This is a genomic window from Kribbella lupini, from assembly GCF_039529595.1.
GTDB classification, from domain to species: domain Bacteria; phylum Actinomycetota; class Actinomycetes; order Propionibacteriales; family Kribbellaceae; genus Kribbella; species Kribbella lupini.
The window spans coordinates 424,529-446,184 of the sequence record NZ_BAAANC010000002.1; the positions used below are offsets into that span (position 1 = coordinate 424,529).

The 21,656-nt window shown below is 69.6% G+C and carries 18 protein-coding genes; 2 read left to right on the forward strand and 16 right to left on the reverse strand.

Features of this window, described 5'->3' with window-relative positions; translation table 11 throughout:
• Window positions 1–310: 310 nt before the first annotated feature.
• The 10 genes from ABD235_RS15250 to ABD235_RS15295 form a co-directional block, all read right to left on the reverse strand.
• Window positions 311–1,156 (reverse strand): ATP-binding cassette domain-containing protein, encoded by an 846-nt coding sequence (locus ABD235_RS15250; protein ID WP_344174649.1) that lies wholly within the window; start codon window positions 1,154–1,156, stop codon window positions 311–313.
• Window positions 1,153–2,199, reverse strand: a complete 1,047-nt coding sequence (locus ABD235_RS15255; protein WP_344174651.1) for an ABC transporter permease — start codon at window positions 2,197–2,199, stop codon at window positions 1,153–1,155. Before ABD235_RS15255 ends, ABD235_RS15250 begins: the two co-directional genes overlap by 4 nt.
• A gap of 8 nt (window positions 2,200–2,207) precedes the next feature.
• A complete protein-coding gene (locus ABD235_RS15260; RefSeq protein WP_344174653.1) occupies window positions 2,208–3,215 on the reverse strand; it encodes a substrate-binding domain-containing protein in 1,008 nt (335 codons plus the stop codon).
• 81 nt (window positions 3,216–3,296) lie between these two features.
• Window positions 3,297–4,190, reverse strand: coding sequence for a TIM barrel protein (locus tag ABD235_RS15265; protein WP_344174655.1), 894 nt, complete (start codon window positions 4,188–4,190; stop codon window positions 3,297–3,299).
• Window positions 4,191–6,101 carry a 3D-(3,5/4)-trihydroxycyclohexane-1,2-dione acylhydrolase (decyclizing) gene (gene iolD, locus ABD235_RS15270; RefSeq protein ID WP_344174657.1) on the reverse strand — a complete coding sequence of 637 codons (1,911 nt, stop codon included), beginning with the start codon at window positions 6,099–6,101 and terminating at the stop codon, window positions 4,191–4,193.
• Between the two features lie 72 nt (window positions 6,102–6,173).
• A complete protein-coding gene (gene iolB, locus ABD235_RS15275) occupies window positions 6,174–7,061 on the reverse strand; it encodes a 5-deoxy-glucuronate isomerase (protein WP_344174659.1) in 888 nt (295 codons plus the stop codon).
• 33 nt (window positions 7,062–7,094) lie between these two features.
• On the reverse strand, window positions 7,095–7,967 hold the full coding sequence (locus tag ABD235_RS15280; RefSeq protein ID WP_344174661.1) for a Cgl0159 family (beta/alpha)8-fold protein: 873 nt from the start codon (window positions 7,965–7,967) through the stop codon (window positions 7,095–7,097).
• A 290-nt stretch (window positions 7,968–8,257) separates the two neighbouring features.
• Window positions 8,258–9,199: a 5-dehydro-2-deoxygluconokinase gene (iolC, locus tag ABD235_RS15285; protein ID WP_344174663.1), complete on the reverse strand. Its 942-nt coding sequence runs from the start codon at window positions 9,197–9,199 to the stop codon at window positions 8,258–8,260.
• Window positions 9,199–10,254, reverse strand: coding sequence for a sugar phosphate isomerase/epimerase family protein (locus ABD235_RS15290; RefSeq protein WP_344174665.1), 1,056 nt, complete (start codon window positions 10,252–10,254; stop codon window positions 9,199–9,201). Before ABD235_RS15290 ends, iolC begins: the two co-directional genes overlap by 1 nt.
• On the reverse strand, window positions 10,251–11,276 hold the full coding sequence (locus ABD235_RS15295) for a Gfo/Idh/MocA family protein (protein ID WP_344174667.1): 1,026 nt from the start codon (window positions 11,274–11,276) through the stop codon (window positions 10,251–10,253). The genes ABD235_RS15290 and ABD235_RS15295 overlap by 4 nt, the downstream gene beginning before the upstream one ends.
• A gap of 265 nt (window positions 11,277–11,541) precedes the next feature.
• On the opposite strand from ABD235_RS15295, the gene ABD235_RS15300 reads away from it, so the two are divergent.
• Together ABD235_RS15300 and ABD235_RS15305 are read left to right on the forward strand one after the other, a co-directional pair.
• Complete coding sequence (locus ABD235_RS15300; protein WP_344174670.1) at window positions 11,542–12,279, forward strand: GntR family transcriptional regulator; 738 nt, start codon at window positions 11,542–11,544, stop codon at window positions 12,277–12,279.
• Between the two features lie 494 nt (window positions 12,280–12,773).
• Entirely contained in the window at window positions 12,774–13,130 is a 357-nt protein-coding gene (locus ABD235_RS15305) for a hypothetical protein (RefSeq protein WP_344174672.1), read from the forward strand.
• 252 nt (window positions 13,131–13,382) lie between these two features.
• On the opposite strand, the gene ABD235_RS15310 is transcribed toward ABD235_RS15305, so the two are convergent.
• From ABD235_RS15310 to ABD235_RS15335, 6 genes are all read right to left on the reverse strand, one after another.
• On the reverse strand, window positions 13,383–18,254 hold the full coding sequence (locus ABD235_RS15310) for an NAD-glutamate dehydrogenase (protein WP_344174675.1): 4,872 nt from the start codon (window positions 18,252–18,254) through the stop codon (window positions 13,383–13,385).
• 158 nt (window positions 18,255–18,412) lie between these two features.
• The gene (locus ABD235_RS15315; RefSeq protein WP_344174677.1) at window positions 18,413–18,616 is read right to left on the reverse strand and encodes a ferredoxin; all 204 of its coding nucleotides are present in this window, start codon (window positions 18,614–18,616) and stop codon (window positions 18,413–18,415) included.
• On the reverse strand, window positions 18,613–19,863 hold the full coding sequence (locus tag ABD235_RS15320; RefSeq protein ID WP_344174681.1) for an NADH-ubiquinone oxidoreductase-F iron-sulfur binding region domain-containing protein: 1,251 nt from the start codon (window positions 19,861–19,863) through the stop codon (window positions 18,613–18,615). Before ABD235_RS15320 ends, ABD235_RS15315 begins: the two co-directional genes overlap by 4 nt.
• Window positions 19,860–20,432, reverse strand: coding sequence for a hypothetical protein (locus ABD235_RS15325; protein WP_344174683.1), 573 nt, complete (start codon window positions 20,430–20,432; stop codon window positions 19,860–19,862). The genes ABD235_RS15320 and ABD235_RS15325 overlap by 4 nt, the downstream gene beginning before the upstream one ends.
• Window positions 20,432–21,337, reverse strand: a complete 906-nt coding sequence (locus ABD235_RS15330) for an FAD:protein FMN transferase (RefSeq protein WP_344174685.1) — start codon at window positions 21,335–21,337, stop codon at window positions 20,432–20,434. Before ABD235_RS15330 ends, ABD235_RS15325 begins: the two co-directional genes overlap by 1 nt.
• Window positions 21,334–21,612 carry a hypothetical protein gene (locus ABD235_RS15335; protein WP_344174687.1) on the reverse strand — a complete coding sequence of 93 codons (279 nt, stop codon included), beginning with the start codon at window positions 21,610–21,612 and terminating at the stop codon, window positions 21,334–21,336. Before ABD235_RS15335 ends, ABD235_RS15330 begins: the two co-directional genes overlap by 4 nt.
• Window positions 21,613–21,656 lie beyond the last annotated feature (44 nt).

A 21,656-nucleotide genomic window follows, 5' to 3' on the forward strand; every position in this document is an offset into this window, starting at 1 on the left:
CACTCCCGCGACCGCCGGCTCCCGGCGATCACCACCGCACCGCTTCCTGCGACCCCGGTCTCCCGGCGTCCACCGCCCCGCTCCACCACCGGCGCCTGCCAGCTGTCCTTGGTAGGCACCGCCCTGCTCCACCACCGGCGTTTGCCAGGTCACCCTGGTAACCACCGCCCCGCTCCACCTCCCGTGATCACCGGTCCCCCGGTAACCACCGTCCTGCTCCGATGCCGGTTGCGCTAGCTGCCGACCCCTTCTTCCTCCGACGGGTTCCGGTCGGCCCGTTCAGGCCGACCGGCTTCCGCCGTACCAGCTCCTACTTGTCCTGCGGCGTGACCACCCGCTCCGGGTCGAAGCCGCGCAGCTCGTGGCTGAGCGCCTCCAACTCCGAGCCGCCGGCCATCTCCGTGGTCAGCTGCTCGAGCGTGATGTCCGACCGGTGGGTGTCCAGCGCGACCCGGCCGAGCTTGAGGATGACGAAGTGGTTGCCGACCAGGTACGCGTGATGCGGGTTGTGGGTGATGAAAACGACCCCGATCCCCGCGTCGCGCGCCTTGACGACGTACTTCAGCACCACGCCCGACTGGTTCACGCCGAGCGCCGCGGTCGGCTCGTCCAGGATCAGCACCTTCGCGCCGAAGTGGATCGCCCGCGCGATCGCGACGCACTGGCGCTGACCGCCCGACAGCTTCCCGACCGGTTGCTCCAGGTTGGGGACCGAGATCCCCATCTTGGTCAGCTCCTCCTGCGCGACCCGCTTCATCCGGGCCGAGTCGAGCACCCCGAACGGGCCCTTGGTGAGCTCGTTGCCGAGGAAGAAGTTGCGCCAGACCGACATCAGCGGCGCCAGCGCCAGGTCCTGGTAGACCGTCGCGATCCCGCTGTCCAGCGCCTCCCGCGGCGAGGAGAAGTGCCGTTCCTCGCCGTTCACCGACATCGTGCCGGAGGTGTAGTCGTGCAGGCCGGCGATGATCTTGATCAGCGTCGACTTGCCCGCGCCGTTGTCGCCGAGCACGCAGGTGATCTCGCCCTGCCGGACCGACAGCGACACTCCGCGCAGCGCCTGGATGTTGCCGTAGCTCTTGCCCACGTCCTCCAGGTGCACGATCGGCGTGGTCGGGCTCGCGCTCGCCTCGCCGGCGAAGCTCTTCGTCGTGCTCATCGGGCGTCCGCCTTGTTCTTGACGACCAGGTTCACGATCGTGGCCAGCAGGAGCATCGCGCCGAGGAACGCCTTGAACCAGTCCGGGTTCCAGCCGGCGTACACGACGCCGAGCTGCACCATGCCGAAGATCAGCGCGCCGACCGCGCCACCGACCACGGAGCCGTAGCCCCCGGTCAGCAGGCAGCCGCCGACCACCGCGGCGATGATGTACAGGAATTCCTTGCCGACGCCCTCACCGGACTGCACGACACCGTTCTGCACGAACAGCAGCTGCATCCCGGTGAACCAGGCGAAGAACCCGACCGTCATGAACAGCCCGATCTTCACCTTCTTCACCGGTACGCCGACCGCCCGCGCCGACGCGGCGTCGCCACCGACGGCGAAGATCCAGTTGCCGATCTTGGTCCGCAGCAGCATCCAGGCGGCGATCGCGACGAACGCGATCCACCAGACGATGATGATCTTGATCGTCACGCCGCCCAGCTTGAACTCCGAGGCGAATACCGCCTTGGCCGTGCTGAACCCGTCCATGTCGCTGATCGAGTTCGACGCGACGGCGCCCGACGTCAGCCGGGTCACCGCGACGTTCAGGCCCTGCAGGATGAAGAACGTGCCGAGCGTGACCAGGAAGCTCGGCAGCCCGGTCCGCATCAGCAACCAGCCGTTGAACAGGCCGATAGCCAGGGCGAAGACGAGCGCGACCGCCATCCCCACCCAGACGTTGACGCTGAACTGGTAGGCGAAGATGCCGGCGGTCAGGCCGCTGGTCGTCACCGCCACACCGGCCGACAGGTCGAACTCGCCACCGATCATCAGCAGCGAGACCGGGACGGCCATCACCCCGATCAGCGCGGCCTGGTACAGGATCGTCCCGGTGTTGTTGATCTGCCGGAACGGCTCCGCGGTGATCACGAAGAACACCAGGATCACCGCCGCGCCGACCAGCGACCCGATCTCCGGGCGGCTGAGCAGCCGGGCGCCGATCGAGCGCGCCGAGACGCGGTCGTCGGCGTCGGCGGGGGTCGCGATCGTCGATGCCATCGCTGACCTCAGCGGGTCCCGGCCGCGGCGTACTTCTCGACGGCCTCGATGTTGGACTTCTCGACGAACGACGGCCCGGTCAGCGTGGCCTCGCCACCACCGATCGAGTTGCCGTTGGTCTTGGCCAGCCAGATCGCGTCGACGGCCAGGTACCCCTGCAGGTACGGCTGCTGGTCGACGGCGAACTGCACGGTGCCGTCCTTGACCGCCGTGGCCATCTCCTTGCTCATGTCGAAGCTGCCGATCTTGGCCGAGGACCCGGCGTCCTTGGCGGCCTGGACCGCGGTCAGTGTGACGCCGGCGTTCAGACCCACCAGGTAGTCGACCGACTTGTCCTGCTGCAGCTTCGAGGTGATCGTCGCCTGCGTGCCGGGCTGGTCGGCGCCGTCGACGTTCAGGTTCTCGACGGCTCCGAACTTGTCCTTGATGCCCTGGCAGCGGGCCTCGAGGCTGACGTTGCCCTGCTCGTGCACGATGCAGAGCACCTTCTTGGCGCCGAGCTGCTTGAGCTTCTCACCGGTCGCCTCGCCGGCGATCCGCTCGTCCTGGCCGAAGTAGCCGACCGCACCGGACTGCTTCCAAGTGTCCAGGCCGCCGTTCAGCACGGTGACCGGGATACCGGCCGCGACGGCCTTCTTCACGTTCGGGATCACCGCGTCGGGCTTGTTCAGCGTCACCGCGATGCCGTCGACCTTGGAGTCGATCGCGGTCTGCACGAGGTTGGCCTGGGCCGCTCCGTCGGGGTCGGAGGAGTACTGCAGCTCGATGTTGTCCTTCTGCGCCGCCGCCTCGGCGCCACGCCGGACGATGTCCCAGAAGGTGTCACCCGGCTTGGAGTGAGTGATCAGGGCAACCTTCATCCGCGGCGTGGTCGCCACGTTTCCCGACCCGCCGTCGGCCTTCTGCTCCTCCTGCTTGCCGCCGGACGAGCTGCAGGCCCCCACCGCGAGCACCAGCGCGAGAGCCGCGCTGGTGACGACGGCCCTGCGCTGGGCCTTCCTTTGCCACCGAACCATGACCACAACCAGCCTTTCCGAGTTCCCCGCGGTGACGCCGCGGCGTTGCTAGTGACCAGAGAGTGCATCCTCTCGTGGCCGTCAGGCGGATGCACCACCCCCGTGGCTGTTCAGGTACGCCAGGGTGCGTCGCGCGATCGGCAACGGCACGTCCGGGGCCACCGGGTACAGGTCCTGCTCGACGATCGCGAACAGGTCGACGTCCAGGCCGGCCAGGGCTTCCAGCACCGGCGGCAGCTCCGGTACGCCGCCCGGCGGCTCCGTCATGACGCCGCGCTGCACGGCCACGTCGAAGCTGATCCCTTCGGCCTGGGCCTGCGCGAGCACGACGGGGTCGACCTGCTTGAGATGGACGTACCCGATGCGGTCCGGGTACTTGCGGATCAGCTCGAGGTTGTCGCCTCCGCAGTAGCTGATGTGCCCAGTGTCGAGGCACAGGTTCACGTGCGCGCTGTCGGTCTCGGCCAGGAACCGTTCGACGGTGTCCTGGGTGTCGACGTGCCCGTCCGCGTGCGGGTGGAACTGCGTCCGCAGCCCGTACTCCTCGAAGACCCGGCGCCCGAGCTCGGTCACCTGCCGGCCGTGCCGAGCCTGCCCCTCGTGATCCAGCCGCGGTTCGACGATCTCGCCGTCGTCGCCACGCCACATCGACGGCATCACGACGAGGTGCTTCGCACCCATCGCGGCCGCCAGCTCGGCGGTCTTCGCCACGTCGCGCCAGGTCGAGTCGAACGAGTCCTCGCGGTGCAGGTGCTCGAACGTCGTACCGGCGGTGACCTCGAGTCCCCGTCGGTCCAGCTGGTCCTTGAGCTCGGCGGGATCGGTCGGAAGGTAGCCGTACGGCCCCAGCTCGATCTTCGTGTACCCGGCCTCGGCGACCTCGTCGAGGAACCTGGTCCACGGCGTCTGCCGCGGATCGTCGGCGAACCACACACCCCACGAGTCGGGTGCGCTGCCGATCGTCACCTTGCCCATCTATCGACCTTCCACCGGGGAGTAGTAGGGACGCTGCGCCTTCTTCGACTCCTCGTACGACGCCGAGGCCGCGCGGGTCGAGTCGAGGTCCGAGACCTGGCTCACCGGCACGTCCCACCACGCGTCGCTGTCCGGCGCACCGACCAGCGGATCGGTCGTGACGTGGATCGCGATCGGTCCGTCGGCGGCCTTCGCCGTGTGGATCGCCTTCTCCAGCTCGTCGCGGCTCGTCACGTCGATCACGTCGACGCCGAAGCTGCGCACGTTGGCCGCGAGGTCCACCGGCAGGTAGTCGCCGTCGAGCCGCCCGTCCGCGCCGCGCTTGCGGTACGCCGTACCGAAGCGCTGTGAGCCCAGGGACTCCGACAGCGCGCCGATCGAGGCGAAGCCGTGATTCTGCACCAGGACGACGATGATCTTCACGTTCTCCTGGACGGCGGTGACCAGCTCGCTGGACATCATCAGGTACGACCCGTCGCCGACCAGGACGAAGACGTCCCGGTCCGGGGCCGCCAGGCGGACACCGAGACCGCCGGCGATCTCGTATCCCATGCAGGAGTAGCCGTATTCAACGTGGTAGCCCTTCGGGTCGCGGGTCCGCCAGAGTTTGTGCAGGTCGCCCGGCATCGAACCGGCCGCACAGACAACGACATCAGACGGCGCCGACAATTCGTTGACGGCACCGAGGACCTGGCCCTGGGTGAGCACTCCTTCGGCGAGCTTTCCGGTCACGTCCGCAGGCGGGTTGTAGTGGTTATCCACAACCTCGTCCCACTGCTTCGCCAGTGCAACGGCCGAATCCGTGTACTTTCTCTGCACGGACCATCCGCCGAGCGCGGAGCCCAACGAAACAAGGGCTTCCCGTGCGTCAGCCACCACAGGGAGACCAGCATGCTTACCACCGTCGAACCGCGCCACGTTGATGTTCACGAACTTCACGTCCGGGTTCTGGAACGCCGTCCGCGACGCCGTCGTGAAGTCGCCGTAGCGGGTCCCGATGCCGATCACCAGGTCGGCGTCGCGGGCCAGCGCGTTCGCTGCCGTGGTTCCGGTCGAGCCCACCGCGCCGACCGACTGCGGGTGGTCGTAGCGCAGCGATCCCTTGCCTGCTTGGCTTTCCGCAACCGGGATGCCGGTCGCCTCCGCGAAGGACCGCAGTGCGTCCTGCGCCTGCGAGTAGGCGACGCCACCGCCGGCCACGATCAACGGGCGCTCGGCGGAGCGGATCAGCTCGGCCGCCTTCTCGATGATCGATGCTTCAGGCAACGGCCTGGCGACGTACCAGGTCCGCTCGGCGAACAGCTCCTCCGGCCAGTCGTAGGCCTCGGCCTGGACGTCCTGGGGCAGTGCGATCGTGACCGCGCCGGTCTCGACCGGATCGGTCAGCACGCGCATCGCGTTGAGCAGTGCCGACGGGAGCTGCTCGGGGCGCCAGACCCGGTCGAAGTACTTCGAGACCGGGCGGAAGGCGTCGTTCACCGAGACGTCACCGGCCGAGAAGCTCTCCAACTCCTGGAGCACCGGCGACGCCACGCGGGTGGCGAAGACGTCCGAGGGCAGGATCAGGACCGGCAGCCGGTTCACGGTCGCCAGCGCCGCGCCGGTGACCATGTTGGTCGAGCCGGGCCCGATGCTGGCCGTGCAGGCGTAGATCTGCAGGCGGTCCTTGGCCCGCGCGTACGCGGACGCGCTGTGCACCATGGCCTGCTCGTTGCGAGCCAGGATGTACGGCAGGGCCGCCGGGTCCTCGAGCTCGGCCTGCAGCAGCGCCTGGCCCAGACCGGCCACGTTGCCGTGCCCGAAGATGCCGAAGCAACCGGCGAAGAGCTTCTGCCGTTCGCCGTCGCGCTCCGAGTACTGGACGCTCAGGAATCGCACCAGCGCCTGGGCGACCGTGAGACGTACCGTCATCGCTGTCCTCCGAAAGGTAGCCGCGGATCAAAGCTGACTGTGGTGATCGTTGCCGGGGTCATGCCGTGCCCGTCACTTGTCGCCGAACGGAAGGCGGGGATCGATCTGCTGACGGTCCCACAGCTGCCGGACCCAGCCGTGCTGCGGGTCGTCGCTGATCAGCCAGGCGCGTTCGGTGCCCGGACCGGCCATCACGTTGAGGTAGTACATGTCGTAGCCGGGCGGTGCCATCGCCGGGCCGTGCCATCCGTGCGGCACGAGGACGAGGTCACCGTCACGGACCTCGGCCAGGACGTCGATCGGCCGGTCCTCGGTCCCGTAGACCCGCTGGTAGCCGATCGGATCGTTGCCCTTGACATCTTCCGGCGCGTCTTCGGAGAGCTGCAGCTCGAAGTAGTAGATCTCCTCGAGCACACTCTCCTTCCCCGGCTTGTGCTCGTCGTGCTTGTGCGGCGGGTACGACGACCAGTTGCCGGCCGGCGTGAGCACCTCGCAGGCGATGATCGAGTCGGCCTCGAGGACGCCGGGCGTGCCGAAGTTGCGGACCTGCCGGGACGAGACGCCGGCGCCTCGCAGCTCGGTCTCCACCTGCTCGGTGCCGATCCGGCGGAACGGGTAGTCACTCGCGGCCTTGGCGTGTGGGAAGGCGATCCGGGCTCCGCCTGCGCTGACGACCGCCACCGTGGTCCCGCGCGGGACGTAGGCGAGATCGGTCGGACTGGCGAAGACGTCCGCCCGGCCGCCGAGCGGCACTGTCTCGCCGTCGACGATCACTTCGGCAGAGCCACTCAGCGGGAGCACCAGGTACTCGCAGTCCCCGGTGTCGAACTCGACGGACTGTCCGGGCTGCAACGTCCGCACGGTCAGGCCTGTGTGGTGCCAGTCCTGCTCCCCGGGCCGGACGACCAGGTCGTAGCCGTCGCGCGCGGTGGTCCCGGCCGGTCTGAACCACTCAGTCATGCGTACCTCCGTGGATCTGCCTGGTGGTGTTCGTCATGCGGCACCTCCGTGCACCAGCGTGGCGGCTTGGTCGACTGCGGCGGCCACGTCGCCGTCCGGCGGGAAGAGCAGCGCGCGGCCGACGACGAGTCCGCGGACGGACGGCAGGCTCAGCGCCTTGCCCCAGGATGCATAGGTTTCCTCGGGCGCGACAGTCGGATCGCCGCCGAGCAGCAACGTCGGCAGCGTCGTCGCCTCCATCACCCGTTCCAGCTCGTCGACCACCGGCAGCTTGAGCCACGTGTACGCGCTGGTCGCGCCGAGCCCGGCGGCGATGTGCACCGACCGGATCACCGAGTCCGGGTCCAGCAGGTTGCTCACCCGCCCGTCGGTCCGCGTCGACCAGAACGGCTCGACCATCGCCATCAGCTTGCGCTCGGCCAACTCGGTGACGGCCTGCGCGCTGCTCTCCAGCGTCGCCACCGTGCCCGGGTCGTCCAGGCAGATCCGGGTCAGCATCTTTCCGCCGTCCAGCCGGCGCGAAGCGATGTCGTCCGCCGACCGGTACGCCGTGAACCGGTCGTCCAACTCGAAGGAGGAACCTTGCAACCCACCCCGGTTCATCGAACCGACGACAACCTTGCCCTCCAGCGCTCCGAGCAGCAGCAAGTCCTCCAGCACGTCCGGAGTCGCGAGCACGCCGTCGACACCAGGCCGCTGCAGAGCAGTGCACAGCCGCTCGATCAGCCCTGGCCGGCTGGCCATCGCCATCCGGTCATCGCGTACCCCCAACGCACCACGCGCGGGGTGGTCCGCGGCGACGATCAGCAGCCGCCCGTCCTCGCCGACCAGTTCGCGCCGCCGGCGCTGCTGCCAAGCCTCAGCAACCCGCTCCGGATGCCGGACCCGCAACTCGGTCAGATCCACGCCGGTCCCGGCTCCCCACTCGAAGCCGCGCCCCCGGGGACCGGGCCCGCTCAACCGCCCGGCGGTGCTCGGCCCGTCGGCGGCACGCGCCGGAGCCTCGGTCCGACCGCCAGCCGCCGTACTCAGTCCGCCAGCGCTGGCGAGCGCCGCAGCCTCGGACTTGCCGCCTGCCGCTGCAGTCGGGTTGCCAACAGCAGCGGGCCGCGCGGCATCCGTTCCACCGCCGGCCGCTGCACTCGATTTCTCTCTGTCTCCCGGCACGACTCCACCGGTTCCGAGATGTTCCGTGCTCATGCGTCCTCACCCATCAGAGCCAGGACCTCGGCCTCGGTCGGCATGGCCGTCGAGCACTCCAGCCGCGACGCCACGACGGCCCCCGCGATGTTCGCGAACCGAATGATCCGCTCCAGCGGCCACCCTGCGAGGAGACCATGACAAAGCGCCCCACCGAACCCGTCGCCGGCGCCCAGCCCGTTCACCACCTCGACGGGGAACGGCGGCACCTCCACCCGTTCGTCCCGCGTCCGCGCCAGCGTGCCCTTCGGCCCCTGCTTCACGACGGCCAGTTCGAGCCCCCGGTCGAGGAGCGCCTGCGCAGCCTTGTCCGGATCGGTCTCGCCGACCGCGACCTCGCACTCCTCCCGGTTGCCAACGGCAACCGTGCAGTACTCGAGGGCCTTGCTGACCTGCGCGTGTGCCTCACTCGGATCCGCCCAGAACATCGGCCGGTAGTCCAGGTCGAGCACGGTGATCGGCCGGCGTTCGCGCGCCTCCCAGGCGGCGAAGTGAGCCGAGCGGCTAGGTTCGGCGGACAGGCCGGTGACGGTCGACCAGTAGATCTTCGCGTCCTTGATCGCCTGCAGGTCCAGCTCGTCGGGGTTGATCACGAGGTCCGGCGCCTTCGGGAACCGGTAGAAGTACAGCGGGAAGTTGTCCGGTGGGAAGATCTCGCAGAACGTGATCGGCGTCGGCAGCCCCTCGACCGGCGTGACGAACCGGTCGTCGACGTTCAGCTCGCCAAGCGCCCGGTGGATGAACGTGCCGAACGGATCGTTCCCGGTCCGGCTGATCACCGCCGCCTTGCGCCCGTGCTTGGCCGCCGCCACGGCGACGTTGGTCGCACTCCCGCCGAGGAACTTCCCGAAGCTTTCGACGTCCTCGAGGTGCGTCCCCGTTTGCAACGGGTACAGATCAACCCCGATCCGCCCGATCGTCAGCACGTCGTCCACCATCAGACCACCCCGCCCTCGACCGATCCCGCGGCACCGGTGCGCACCCCGTCAGCAGCACTGCTCCGGCTGGCGCCGTCTGCCGCTTCGCCCACGATCGGCCCTACGCTCGGGGCTCCCGCGTTCGCCTCGTCGACCGCTTCGGCCCGGGCGGCCACTCCGCTCGCCGCGGCGGCGTCGGCTGCGCCTGCGAGGTGGCGGAGGTGAGCGATGCTCGAGCGCACGTCGACGACGGGACCTTCGTCGGTCGGGCGCGACTGGAGGATGGTGTCCTGCTCGAGGACATACCAACCCTGGTAGCCGGCCGACTCCAGCGCACCGACGATGGCGGCCAAGTCAACGTCGCCCTGACCCAGCGGGCGGTACATGCCCTCTCGGACGGCTTCGGTGTAGCCGACCTCACCGGACTGGACCTTCGCGGCCCACGCCGCATCGACGTCCTTCAGGTGGGTGTGCTTGATCCGGCCCGTGTGCTCCAGCGTGAGCGCGACCGGGTCGACGCCACCGATCATCAGGTGGCCGGTGTCGAGCGTCAGACCGATGGCCGATCCGTCGAGCACCCGGCGTACGTCGTCCGCGTTCTCCACCATCGTGCCGACGTGCGGGTGGATCGTGGCGAGCACGCCCTGTGCTGCGGCGACCTCGGTCAGCCGGTCGAGGTTGGCAAGCAGCGTGGACCAGCCGGCATCGTCAAGCACCGGCCGGTCGTCGTAACCGTCCTGCCCGGTCGCAGCGGCGATCACGAGAGTCGTGGCGCCTGCGGCGACGAACCCTTCCAGCGCCCGCGCGACCTCGGGGACCGGGTCGTGCGACGGCTCGTGCAGGACCACCGGCACGAACCCACCGACCGCCCGCAGCCCGACGTCCGCGAGCGTCTTCGCCTTCTCCGCCGGGTCCTCGGGCAGGAAGCCGTCCGGCCCGAACTCGGTCGCCGCGATCCCAACGTCGCGCATCTCGGCCAGGACCGTCTCCGGGTCGTACTGCCAGCCCCAGCCGGGTACCTCGCAGACACCCCACGAGATCGGGGCTCCGGCGATCCGGGCAGCTACGTCACTCATCGGCCGATCTCCTCCAGAAGGACAACGCGGTTCTCAGAACGGGACAGTTCGCAGGCATCGGCGATCCGGAAGGCCTGCAGGGCATCGCGGACGGTGCACGGGACGTCGCGGGTGCCGGCGACGACCTCGGTGAACGCGGTCAGCTCGGCGACGTACGCCGGGCGGAAGCGGTCCATGAAGGTGGTGTGCGGGTCGCCGCCGGGGAAGGTCACGCCGGCTTCCATCGAGCGGAGGGCAGTGTGCTCGTCCAGGCCGACCGCGATCGAGCCGAGGCTGCCGAGCACCTCCATACGGACGTCATGACCGGCCGCGTTGTAGCGGGTTCCGCTGACGGCGGCGAAGGTGCTGTCGTCTAGCGTGAGCAGCGCGGCGGCCGCGTCGACGTCGCCGTACTCGCCGAAGAAGGCCTCACCGCGATTGGCGCCGGTCGCGTAGACGCTGACCACCTCGCGGCCAGTGACGTACCGGATGATGTCGAAGTCGTGGACCGTACAGTCGCGGAAGAACCCGCCGCTGGTCGGGATGTACCCGGCGGGCGGAGGGAAGGCGTCGTTGGTGTTCGCCCGGATGTGGTGGATGAAGCCGAGCTCGCCGGACCGGACTTGCTGAGCGGCGGCCTGGTAGCCGGCGTCGAAGCGGCGCTGGAAGCCGATGTGCACCGGGACGTCGGAGCCCTCGACCAGTTCGACGACCCGCTGGGTCTCGGCGAGGTCGAGCGCGACGGGCTTCTCGCAGAAGGTCGCGATGCCCGCGGCGACAGCGGCCTCGATCAGCTCGGCGTGCGCGGAGGTCGCGGCGGCGATGACCAGCCCGTCGATCCCGCTCGTCAGCAGCGCCGGGACGTCGGGCGCGAATTCGGCCCCGAGTTCCTTGGCGGTCAGCTCGGCCCGGCTCGGGTCCGCGTCGGCCATCACCACCTGCTCGACCGCCGGCAGCCCCTTCAACGTCGCGGCGTGAAACGCGCCGATCCGCCCAACCCCGACCAACCCGATCCGCATCCGCGGCCGCCCTCTCGTCGTCACCTGATTCGCCCCTGCGGCAGCAGACCGGCGTCAGCACGCGCTCGCACCCCGCCGCTCGCCGGTCGTCCGCCGCTCGCCGGTCGTCCGCCGCTCGCCGGTCGTCCGCCGCTCGCCGGTCGTCCGCCGCTCGCCGGTCGTCCGCCGCTCGCCGGTCGTCCGCGCCGATTGCCGTGCCCAGCTTTCCGGGCCGACCAAGGAGAGTCAATACTTTGTAAGCACATTTTCACGTCGGCACATTCACACCTTCCTCCTGTACCATCCGCCCATGGCCGCCCTGCCGATTCAGATCGATCGGACCAGCCCGGTGCCGCTGTACCACCAGCTCGCCGAGCAACTGACGGCTGCCATCACCGACGGGGTGCTGCGCCCCGGCGACCCGTTCGAGAACGAGATCGCGATGTCGGACCGCCTGAGCCTGTCGCGACCGACCGTCCGGCGAGCGATCTCCGAACTGGTCAACAAAGGCCTCCTGGTCCGTCGCCGCGGTATCGGCACGACCGTCGCCAACCAAATGGTCCACCGCAAGGCGGAGCTCACCAGCCTGTACGACGACCTGGAACGCGAAGGCCGCACGCCGCGTACCGAGGTCCTCTCCCTCAACTGCGCGGCGCACGACGACCGAGCCGCCGAGGCCCTGGGTCTGCCGCCCGGTACGCCGCTGGTCGCGATCGTCCGCCTCCGCTACGCCGGCGACGTCCCGCTCGCGATCATGCGGAACTGGTTGCCCCCAGCAATGAACGACCTCACCCAGGAGCAACTCACCACCGAAGGCCTGTACGCCGTCCTCCGAGCCCGAGGCATCCGCCCCACGGTCGCCCGCCAGCGCATCGGCGCCCGCAACGCCTCCGCCGAGGAACGCCGCACCCTGCACATGTCGAAGGCCGAACCCCTGGTCACCATGACCCGCAGCGCCTACGACGCCGACGGCTCAGCCGTCGAGTTCGGCGACCACTGCTACCGAGCCGACCAGTACTCCGTAGAAGTCATCGTCTCCGACCGGTGAGCACCCCTCAGCCCGACCCGACGCCACCCAACAGCCGCCAACCGCCCGATTCCCAAGGGCGGCAACCCGACCGGACAGACCGTCGCCCACCTGGCGGCGACGCACCGGCAAGCGACCTCGGCGGTACGCCCCAGCCGCCGAGCGACGCCGGCAGTTCGCTGACACGCGACGCCGGTAGTCCGCCGCCCGAGCCGACACCCGACGCCGGTAGTCCGCCGCCCGAGCCGACACGCGACGCCAGCAGTCCGCTACCACGGTCGACAGACGACGCCGGTGATCCACCACGGCGGCTGGCGGATGAAGAGGACATCAGACCCTTGGGAGGACAACGCGCGCGCGGTCGCCAACGGGTGCAACTGCGTGGGCGGTCACGCTCGGACGGTGAACGTGAGCGCGGTCGCCAGCGGGTGCGGCTGCGTGGGCGGTCACGCTCGCACGGTGAACGTGAGCGCGGTCGCCAGCGGGTGCGGCTGCGTGGACAGGAATGGTTTCCCGTGCGCTCCGATCGCGAGATCGCCGAGATGCTGGCCGAACGTGAGGACCCTACCGAGGTTGGTACTGGCGACAAGGTCTACGCGATCTTCTACCTCGCCTCGGTCGTTGCCGTCCCGGTCGTCGTCCTGTGCTGGGCTTTCGAGCTGCTCGGCAGTCGCGAGGTCTACTACGCGATCCCCTTGTTCGCCGCCGGCGCTACGCCTTGGCTATTGATTTCGGATCTGTGCGAGTCCCACGACCGGTCGCCGTATTCGCTGCTGGGCTTGAGGACCCAACTCTGGCTTCACCTGGGCGGCGCGCTCCCCTCAGCGCTCCGCACCCTCCGCGGCGTGCGGGCGGCGGTCACACGCCGCTAGCTAACCGGCGGCATCAGCACGTCCGCCCGGCCCACCGACCGCTCGCCATGCGAGGCGGGGATCGCGGACACGCCGACCCGGTTCGACTAGCTGCAGACTTGCCGGCCGACAAGCAGCAGCCGCTCCCACCCTCCACCAACTGACTCCGGTGCAGGATCTCCAGCAACGCGTCGATCTCCAGGCGGCGCACGGCTGTCGACACTTGCAGGTGGGCCGGGTTCGTGAGGACCGGCCCACCACGCGTACGGCGTACTAGGCCTGGTTGACCATCAGGGTTCGGACCAGGCGGAGGCCTACTGAGAGGTGGGCCAGTTCTGGGCCTTCGGTCTCTACGATTTCTTCGAGCATGGTGGCTGCTCGGGACAGGGCTGCTTCGTTCTGGTCCTGCCAGGAGATGACTCGGTCCTCGGGTTCGGCGGTGGGGTCGGTGGTGGCGAGGACCTGGGCGGTGAGGCGGGCGTGGACGGTGTGGAGGTCGTCCCGTAGGGCGGCCCGGGCCATGGTCTGCCAGCGGTCGGTGCGCGGGAGCGCCACGATGCGCTCCAGGAAACGGCCCAGTTGCAGGCGCTCGCCGAGGGCGAAGTGGACCTTGGCGACCTCGAGGATGTCGAGGTCGTCACGTTCGGCGGTTTCGACGATGCCGAGGCCGGCGTACGCCGGGGGCAGGACGGCGATCCGGGTGGCGAAGTCGGCGGGGACGCCCTTGTCGACCAGGGCCTGGCGGCGATGTTCGAAGAGGGCGAGCTCGCGGCCGCGGAGGACCTCGGGCAGGGCCGTCGTGAGCTTGGCGATGCCGGGCGTGAAGTACTCGATCAGCTCGGCGATGTCCATCGGGGGGCGCCGGTTGCTGACCAGCCAGCGGGTGGCGCGTTCGACCAGGGTGCGGGTCTCGAGGCGCATCCGGGTCTGGGTCTCGGCGTCGACGACGTTGTCGAGGTCGGCGTTGAGGGCCAGCAGGTCCGGCTGCGCGAAGATCCGCGACGCCGCCAGGTTGGCCCGTACGACGTCCTCGGCGGTGCCGCCGGTCTCCAGGGAGAGCCGGTGGAAAGCGGTGATGCCCGAGGAGTTGACGAACTCGTTGACGACCTGGGTGGTGATGATCTCGCGGCGCAGCTGGTGCGACTTCATCGGTTCGGCGAAGCGTTCCTGGATCGCCCGCGGGAAGTAGCTGACCAGCTTGTTCGACAGGAAGTCGTCGTCGGGCAACGAGGTCTTCAGGAGCTCGGCCTCGAGCACGATCTTCGTGTACGCGATCAGCACCGACAGCTCCGGCGAGGTCAGCCCACGCCCTTCGGCCTTGCGCCGCTTGAACTCCGCGACGCTCGGCAGGAACTCCAGCTCCCGGTCCAGCAGGCCCTGCTTCTCCAGCCGGCGGACCCAGTCCTGGTGGACGTGCATCAGCGCGGCGGCCTGCGCGGACGCGTTGGCCAGGCCGATGTTCTGCCGGTAGTTGCTCTTCAGGACCAGCGTGCCGACTTCCTCGGTCATCGACGCGATCACGTCGTTGCGCTGCTTCTCGGTCAGGTCGCCGTCGGCGACGACCTTGTCGAGCAGGATCTTGATGTTCACCTCGTGGTCGGAGGTGTCCACGCCGGCCACGTTGTCGATGAAGTCGGTGTTGATCCGGCCACCGGCGGCGGCGTACTCGATCCGGCCGAGCTGGGTGAAACCGAGGTTGCCGCCTTCGCCGACCGCGCGGGCGCGCAGGTCGGCGCCGTTGATCCGGATCGCGTCGTTGGCCTTGTCGCCGACGTCGGCGTGCGTCTCCGACGCGGCCTTCACGTAGGTGCCGATACCGCCGTTCCAGAACAGGTCGACCGGCGCCTTGATGATCGCCTGCATCAGCTCGGCCGGCGTCAGCGTCGCCGGGCTGCCCTCCAGGCCGAGCACGGCGCGGACCTCGGGCGAGATGGGGATCGCCTTGTCCGTGCGCGGGTAGACGCCACCACCGGCCGAGATCAGCGCGGTGTCGTAGTCGGCCCACGACGAGCGCGGCAGCTCGAACAGCCGCCGCCGTTCCACGAACGACGACGCCGCGTCGGGCGCCGGGTCGAGGAAGATGTGCCGGTGGTCGAACGCCGCGACCAGCCGGATGTGCTCCGACAGCAGCATGCCGTTGCCGAACACGTCACCGGACATGTCGCCGACGCCGACGACGGTGAAGTCCTCGTTCTGGCAGTCGTGACCCATCTCGCGGAAGTGCCGCTTGACCGACTCCCACGCGCCGCGGGCGGTGATGCCCATCGCCTTGTGGTCGTACCCGACCGAACCGCCCGAGGCGAACGCGTCGCCGAGCCAGAAGCCGTACTCCTTGGCGACCCCGTTCGCGATGTCGGAGAACGTCGCGGTTCCCTTGTCCGCGGCCACGACCAGGTACGCGTCGTCGCCGTCGTACCGGACGACGTCGCGCGGCGGGACGATCTCGCCGGCGACGATGTTGTCGGTGATGTCGAGCAGTCCCGAGATGAACGTCTTGTACGACGCGATGCCCTCGGCCATCCAGGCGTCACGATCGGCCAGCGGGTCAGGCAACTGCTTGGCGTAGAAGCCGCCCTTCGCGCCGACCGGCACGATCACGGAGTTCTTCACCATCTGCGCCTTGACCAGGCCGAGCACCTCGGTGCGGAAGTCCTCGCGCCGGTCCGACCAGCGCAGGCCACCGCGCGCGACCGCGCCGAAGCGCAGGTGCACGCCCTCGACCTGCGGCGAGTACACGAAGATCTCGTACGCCGGCCGCGGCTGCGGCAGGTCCGGGATCGCCTTCGGCTCGAGCTTGAAGCTGATGTAGCCGCGCGGCTCCCCGTCCGGGCCGGGCTGGTAGTAGTTGGTCCGCAGGGTCGCCTTGATCACGGTCAGGTAGGACCGCAGGATCCGGTCCTCGTCCAGGCTCTTCACCGTGTCCAGCGCGGCGCCGATCTCCTTCTCCAGCTGGGAGATCGACTCACGGCGTACCGGATCGTCAGCAGCACCGCGGGCAGGGTCGAAGCAGGCCTCGAACAGCTGGACCAGCAGGCCCGCGATGTCGACGTGGTTCAGGAAGGTGTTCTCGATGTAGTCCTGGCTGAACGGCGTACCGCCCTGGCGGATGTAGCGCTGGTAGGCGCGCAGGATCGAGACCTGCCGCCAGCTCAGGTTGCCGCGCAGGACCAGCGCGTTCAGCTTGTCGGACTCGGCCCGGCCGTCCCAGACCGCGCGGAACGTGTCGGAGAACAGCGCCCGCAGCTCCTCGCGCTCCTCCGACTCCGCCGGCGCCCGCAGGCCGAAGTCGTAGATGTACGCCGTGCCGTTGGGTCGGCGGATCTCGTACGGGCGCTCGTCGATCACCTCGACGCCCATGTGGGTCAGGTGCGGCAGCACCTGTGACAGCGACAGCGGCGACCCGGTCCGGTAGACCTTGAACCGCCGCTCGCCCGGCCACTGCTGGTCGATCGGCGAGTACAGCGACATCGCCAGCCCGTTCTCGGCCGGAAGCTGGTCCAGGACCGTGGCGTCCTTGACCGCGACGCGGGCGTCGAAGTCCTCCTTGTACGCCTCCGGGAACGCGCCGGCGTACTGGTTGTTCAGCCGGGTGACGGCGCCGTCGCCGCCGAGCGCGTGCAGCGCCACGGCGAAGTCGTCCTGCCAGGCGCGGGTCGCCTCGACCACCCGCTGCTCGAGCAGCTCGGCGTCGTACTCGCCGACCGTCTGGCCCTGCTTCATCCGGACCACGAAGTGCACCCGGGCCAGCACGGACTCCGTCACGTGCGCGGCGTAGTCCACCGAGTCGGCGCCGATCGCGTCCTTGAGGATCTGCTGCATCTTCAGCCGGACCGCGGTGGTGTAGCGGTCACGCGGCAGGTAGACCAGGCAGGACAGGTAGCGGTTGTAGACGTCACGCCGTACGAACAGCTTGACCGCGCGGCGCTCCTGCAGGTGCAGCACGGTCTGCACGATCGGTAGCAAGTCCTCAACCGGAGCCTGCAGCAGCTCGTCGCGCGGGTAGGTCTCCAGGACGTCGAGCAGGCCCTTGCCGCTGTGGCTGTTCGGGTCGAAGCCGGTCAGGCGGAACAGCTCCAGCGCCTTGCGCCGCAGGACCGGGACCTGCATGACGCTCTCGGTGTACGCCGTGGACGACAGCAGCCCGATGAAGCGGCGCTCGGCGACCGGCTCGCCGTTCTCGTCGAACGACTTGATGCCGACGTAGTCCAGGTACGTCGAGCGGTGCACCGTGGAGCGCGAGTTCGCCTTGGTGAGGATCAGCAGCTTCTTCTCGCGGGCCTTGGCGCTCACCTCCGGCGGCAGCAGCCCGGCGTTCTCGCCCTGGGCCGGGTCGGGCCGCAGGATGCCCAGGCCGGTCCCCGGTACGCCGCGCAGGACGCCCTGGTCGCCGCGCATCGTGAACGCGTACTCGCGGTAGCCGAGAAACGTGAAGTGCTCGTCGGCGAGCCACTCCAGCAGCTCGCGGGCCTCCTCGACCTCGGTCGCGCCGACCGGCAGGCTCGCGCCCTTCTCGGCCAGGTCGTTGGCGATGCCGACGGCCTTCTCGTGCATCTTCGGCCAGTCCTCGACGGCCTCGCGGACGTCACCGAGGACCCGCTGCAGCGCCTTCTCCAGCTCGCGGTGCTCGGCCGGGTCGGCGATCCGCTCGACCTCGAGGTGCATCCAGCTCTCGCGGACCAGGTCGTGCGCGTCCGGCGAGCTGGCGTCGTCCAGGACCTCCTGCAGCGTGCCGGCGACGTCACGGCGTACGACGAACTGGGGGTGGATCAGCAGCTGCAGCTCCAGGCCGCGGTCGGTGACCACCATCGCGGCGCTGTCGACCAGGAACGGCATGTCGTCGACCACGATCTCGACGACCGTCCGCCCGTTCGCCGACCAGCCGTGCTCCTCCACCGTCGGCGTGAAGACCTGCACCTTGGCCGTGCCCTGCGGGCGCGAGGTGGCCGACTTGTAGTGGTGCTTGGCGGCGCCCAGGCAGTCCTGCGGCTGCCGCTCGGCCACGTCCTCGGCGGCGACGTACCGGTAGTACCGCTCCAGGAAGCTCCTCAGCTTCCCGGGGTCCACCGACTTGTCGTGCCCGTGCGATCCCGCAGCCACTGCCTTGGCGAGCACATCGGCCTTCTGGACGTCCAGCTTGCTCTGCATTCCCCACCGTTCCACACGTGATTTCAGCGCTCCGAGCGCCCGGCCGCACGCCTTTGTGCGGTCCCTCAGAGATTAGTCCACTTCGGTCACTGGTGTGATGGGGGGACGGTCCTTTCGGGTGCCTTACGAGTCACGTTTAACAGCTGGACCTGCGGGGCTCAGCTCCGTTGCAGCCGCAGGGCCAGGGCCGGGCAGGCCAGTACTGCGCGGCGGGCGTTCGTCAGCTCACTCGGAGTGACGCGGCGGCCCCGGAGAACCGGGAAGCCCCACTCGTCGAGAGTGACGTCGTCGGGCAGCAAGGTGGCGCAGAGGCCGTGGGCGTCGCAGCGGGTCCAGTCGATCTCCAGCTGGTGCTCGGTCACCACGCACCTCCCGGAACAGGCAGGACACCCTGTACGGCGCGGCCGCACGTGCCGGTGGTCAGGTGCCGCTGGAGGTCGTCGGTGAAGATTTCCAGCGCCGATGCCAGGAAACGGGCCGAGCCGTCGGGGTGTGCGCACGCCCCTCGGCCCGGGACCAGCCCGAGATGGCGTTGCGCGTCCTGCCAGCCGGTGGGGTCGCCTTGGAGGAGTCGGGCGAAGTCGTCGACCAGTGCACCGAGTCCGAACAGGCAGGGGCCGCACTGACCGGCTGACTGGCTCGCCAGCCACTGAGCGACGCGGTGTACCTCGCCGAGCGGACAGGTGGTCGAGCCCAGAGCCAGGACGATGCCGGCTGAGACCTGTGGACGGCTGAGGGTGACGCCGTCGGTCTGTGGCAGCCAACGGCCGTGATAGCCGCCGACGAGCACCGGACCGGGCTCCGCACCGGCGTACTGCAGGACGGTGTCCAGCGGGATGCCGGTGGGAGTCTCCAGTACGCCGGGGCGCTGGACGGCACCGGCGATCGTGAGGAGCTGGGTGCCGGGTTCACCGCGGAGGCCGGTGGCGCTGAACTGGCGGGAGCCGAGTCGGGCGAGTACGGCGAGCTGCGCGAAGGTCTCGACGTTCGAGAGGAACGTCGGTCGGCCGTCGAGGCCTTGGCGGGTTGGCAGAGTACGCCGACCGGGCGGGACTGCCGGGCCGCCACCGAGGATGCTGAGAACCGCGCGCGCTTCGCCGGCGACGAACCGGCCTGGAGTGTCGGCGATCTGGATGTCGAGGCCGTCGCTGCGGTAGCGGTGTTCTGCCTCGTCGGTGACGCGCTCGGCGAGAGCTGCCCGGAGAGATGCTGCGGCGGTGGCGTCGTGGACGGCGACGACGACTCGGTGCGCTCCGAGTGCTCGGGCCAGGCCGGTGGCTCCGTCGAGGACCAAGTGGGGCGCCAGGGTGAGGAGGAGGCGGTCCTTGCGGCTGACCGGTTCGCTCTCGGAACCGTTGACGACTACGGCCTCGATGCCTTGGGCCGGGAGGTCGGCGAGCTTCCGAGTGACCGGGAAGCCTGCTCCGCCTCGGCCTTTGAGGCCTGCCTCCTCGGCGAGAGCGGCGTAGGCCTCCCTGGTCAGCTGTGGCTGCTCGCCGTGGGTCCAGAGGTGGCGGACGAGGTCAGCTCGGCCCCTGTCGAGTCCGGCGAGCAGGCGCGCTTCACCGATCACCAGGAGCTGCTGCGGGATCTCCTGAAGGATGGTCATCGGGTTCTCCCGGCTCGGGCGAGGTTGAGTGGCGTACTGGCTCTGGCTGTGCGGCTGGTGAGGCGGACTGCGGCTGCTGCGCCTACTGCGGCCAGGCAGGCCAAGGTGAGCGCGAGCATCCAGGGCGTACCGCGGTCGGTGCCGGCGAGCAGGCTGTGGCCGATCGACAGGAGCCAGCCGACGGAAGCGGCGACGTGGATCGGGCGCCAGCGCTTGGTGAAGGCGTGGAAGCGGGCCAAGCGGCCACGGGCTGCGCCGACGACGGCTGCCAGCAGTACGGCGTACAGGGCCAGCACTCCGACGGTGATGGCGAAGGGGCGGTAGCCGGAGGTGAACGGGAGGATCAGAGCCGACGTACTGATGTCCACGTGCGCGTCAGTTAGTACTGCGATGACGTGGGTGCCGAGGAGGACCAGGCCGGTCGCGGAGGCCGAGCGATGGACGTACTGGAGCCAGAAGCGCTGCTCCGGCTTGCGTCCGCCTGCTGCGAGGAGCCCGAGCGCGGCTGCGACGGTGAAGAGGACCAGGGCAGTGACTCCGGCGGCTCGGGCCAGGTACCAGAGGGTCATCAGGCGGCCCTGCTCGCTGCGGGCCAGCCGGCGAGCTCAGTGACCTCGCCGTCGGCGTCCACGAGGCGTGCCGGGTGGCGGGCCAAGGTGAGTCGGCCCAGCGCGGCTTCACCGGTGGCGATGATCGCCGTGCTGAAGGTGTTCGCTCGTACGGCAGTGGGCGCCCAGATAGAGGCTGTGCGGTACGGGCCGTCTGCGGGCCGGCCGGTGCGCGGGTCGATGACGTGGTGGGCTGTGCCGGTCTCCGTCTCCCAGGTGCGCGCCGTACGGGTGGAGGTGGTCAGGCCGCCGTGCGCGAGGGTGACGGCGACGGCTGGGTCGCCTTCGCGTTCGGCGACCTTGATGACCCACGGTTCAGCCGGCGTACCGGCAGCGCGGAGGTCTCCCCCGATCTCGACCAGCACTGCGCAGTCGTAGCGCTTGCTGAGGACCAGTGCGGCGCGGTCGGCGGTCCAGGCCTTGGCGGTCGCGCCGAGGTCCAGTGCGGTGCCTTCGGGGATGCCGACCAGGGCCTGCTTGCGGTTGAGCTGCACGCGCTGCCAGCCGGGCACCGTCGGTGGGATGAGGTCAGGCGCTGTGTGGCGGCGGACCTCCTCGATGTCGTCGTCGTAGCCGGCCGCTATGACTGCCGCGCCGACCGTGGGGTCGACTGCGCCACCGCTGAGGGAGGCGGCGACCAGGCTGACGTCGACGAGGTCGACCAGGAGGCGGGAGACCGGGACCATCTGGCCGGCGCGCTGGTTCAGGGTGGACAACTCGGAGTCGCTGCGGAACCGGCTGGCGGCCTTGTCGACTCGGTCCATGAGCGCCTTGAGGGCTCCGCAGGCCGGGGAGAGCGCGGCGGGGTCCTCGACGGTCAGGCGGACCGTGCAGCTCCAGGCCGTCCAGGTACGGGTGGCGGTCATGAGCCGTGGCTCCCGCCCTGCGCCGGGGCGTCCTGGTCGGCCTGGCCGAGTCCGCCCGTGCTCTGGTCGCCGGTGGTGCCCTGGTTGTCGCTTGGGCTGCTGGCCGTCGTACCGGAAGTGTTGCTGACGCCGGAGGGGTCTGGCTGGCGTGCTGTCAGTACGGCGACCGCCAGGCCGGTGCCGCCAAGGCCCAGTACGGCGGTCGCGACGGCGGCGGTACCTGCGCGCCGTAGCCAGCGGGTGCGGGCGAGGTGAGGGACTCCTGTGGTGACCATGACCGCAGCTTCGCGGCCATCGGCTCAGGCGCACGCCAAGAGAA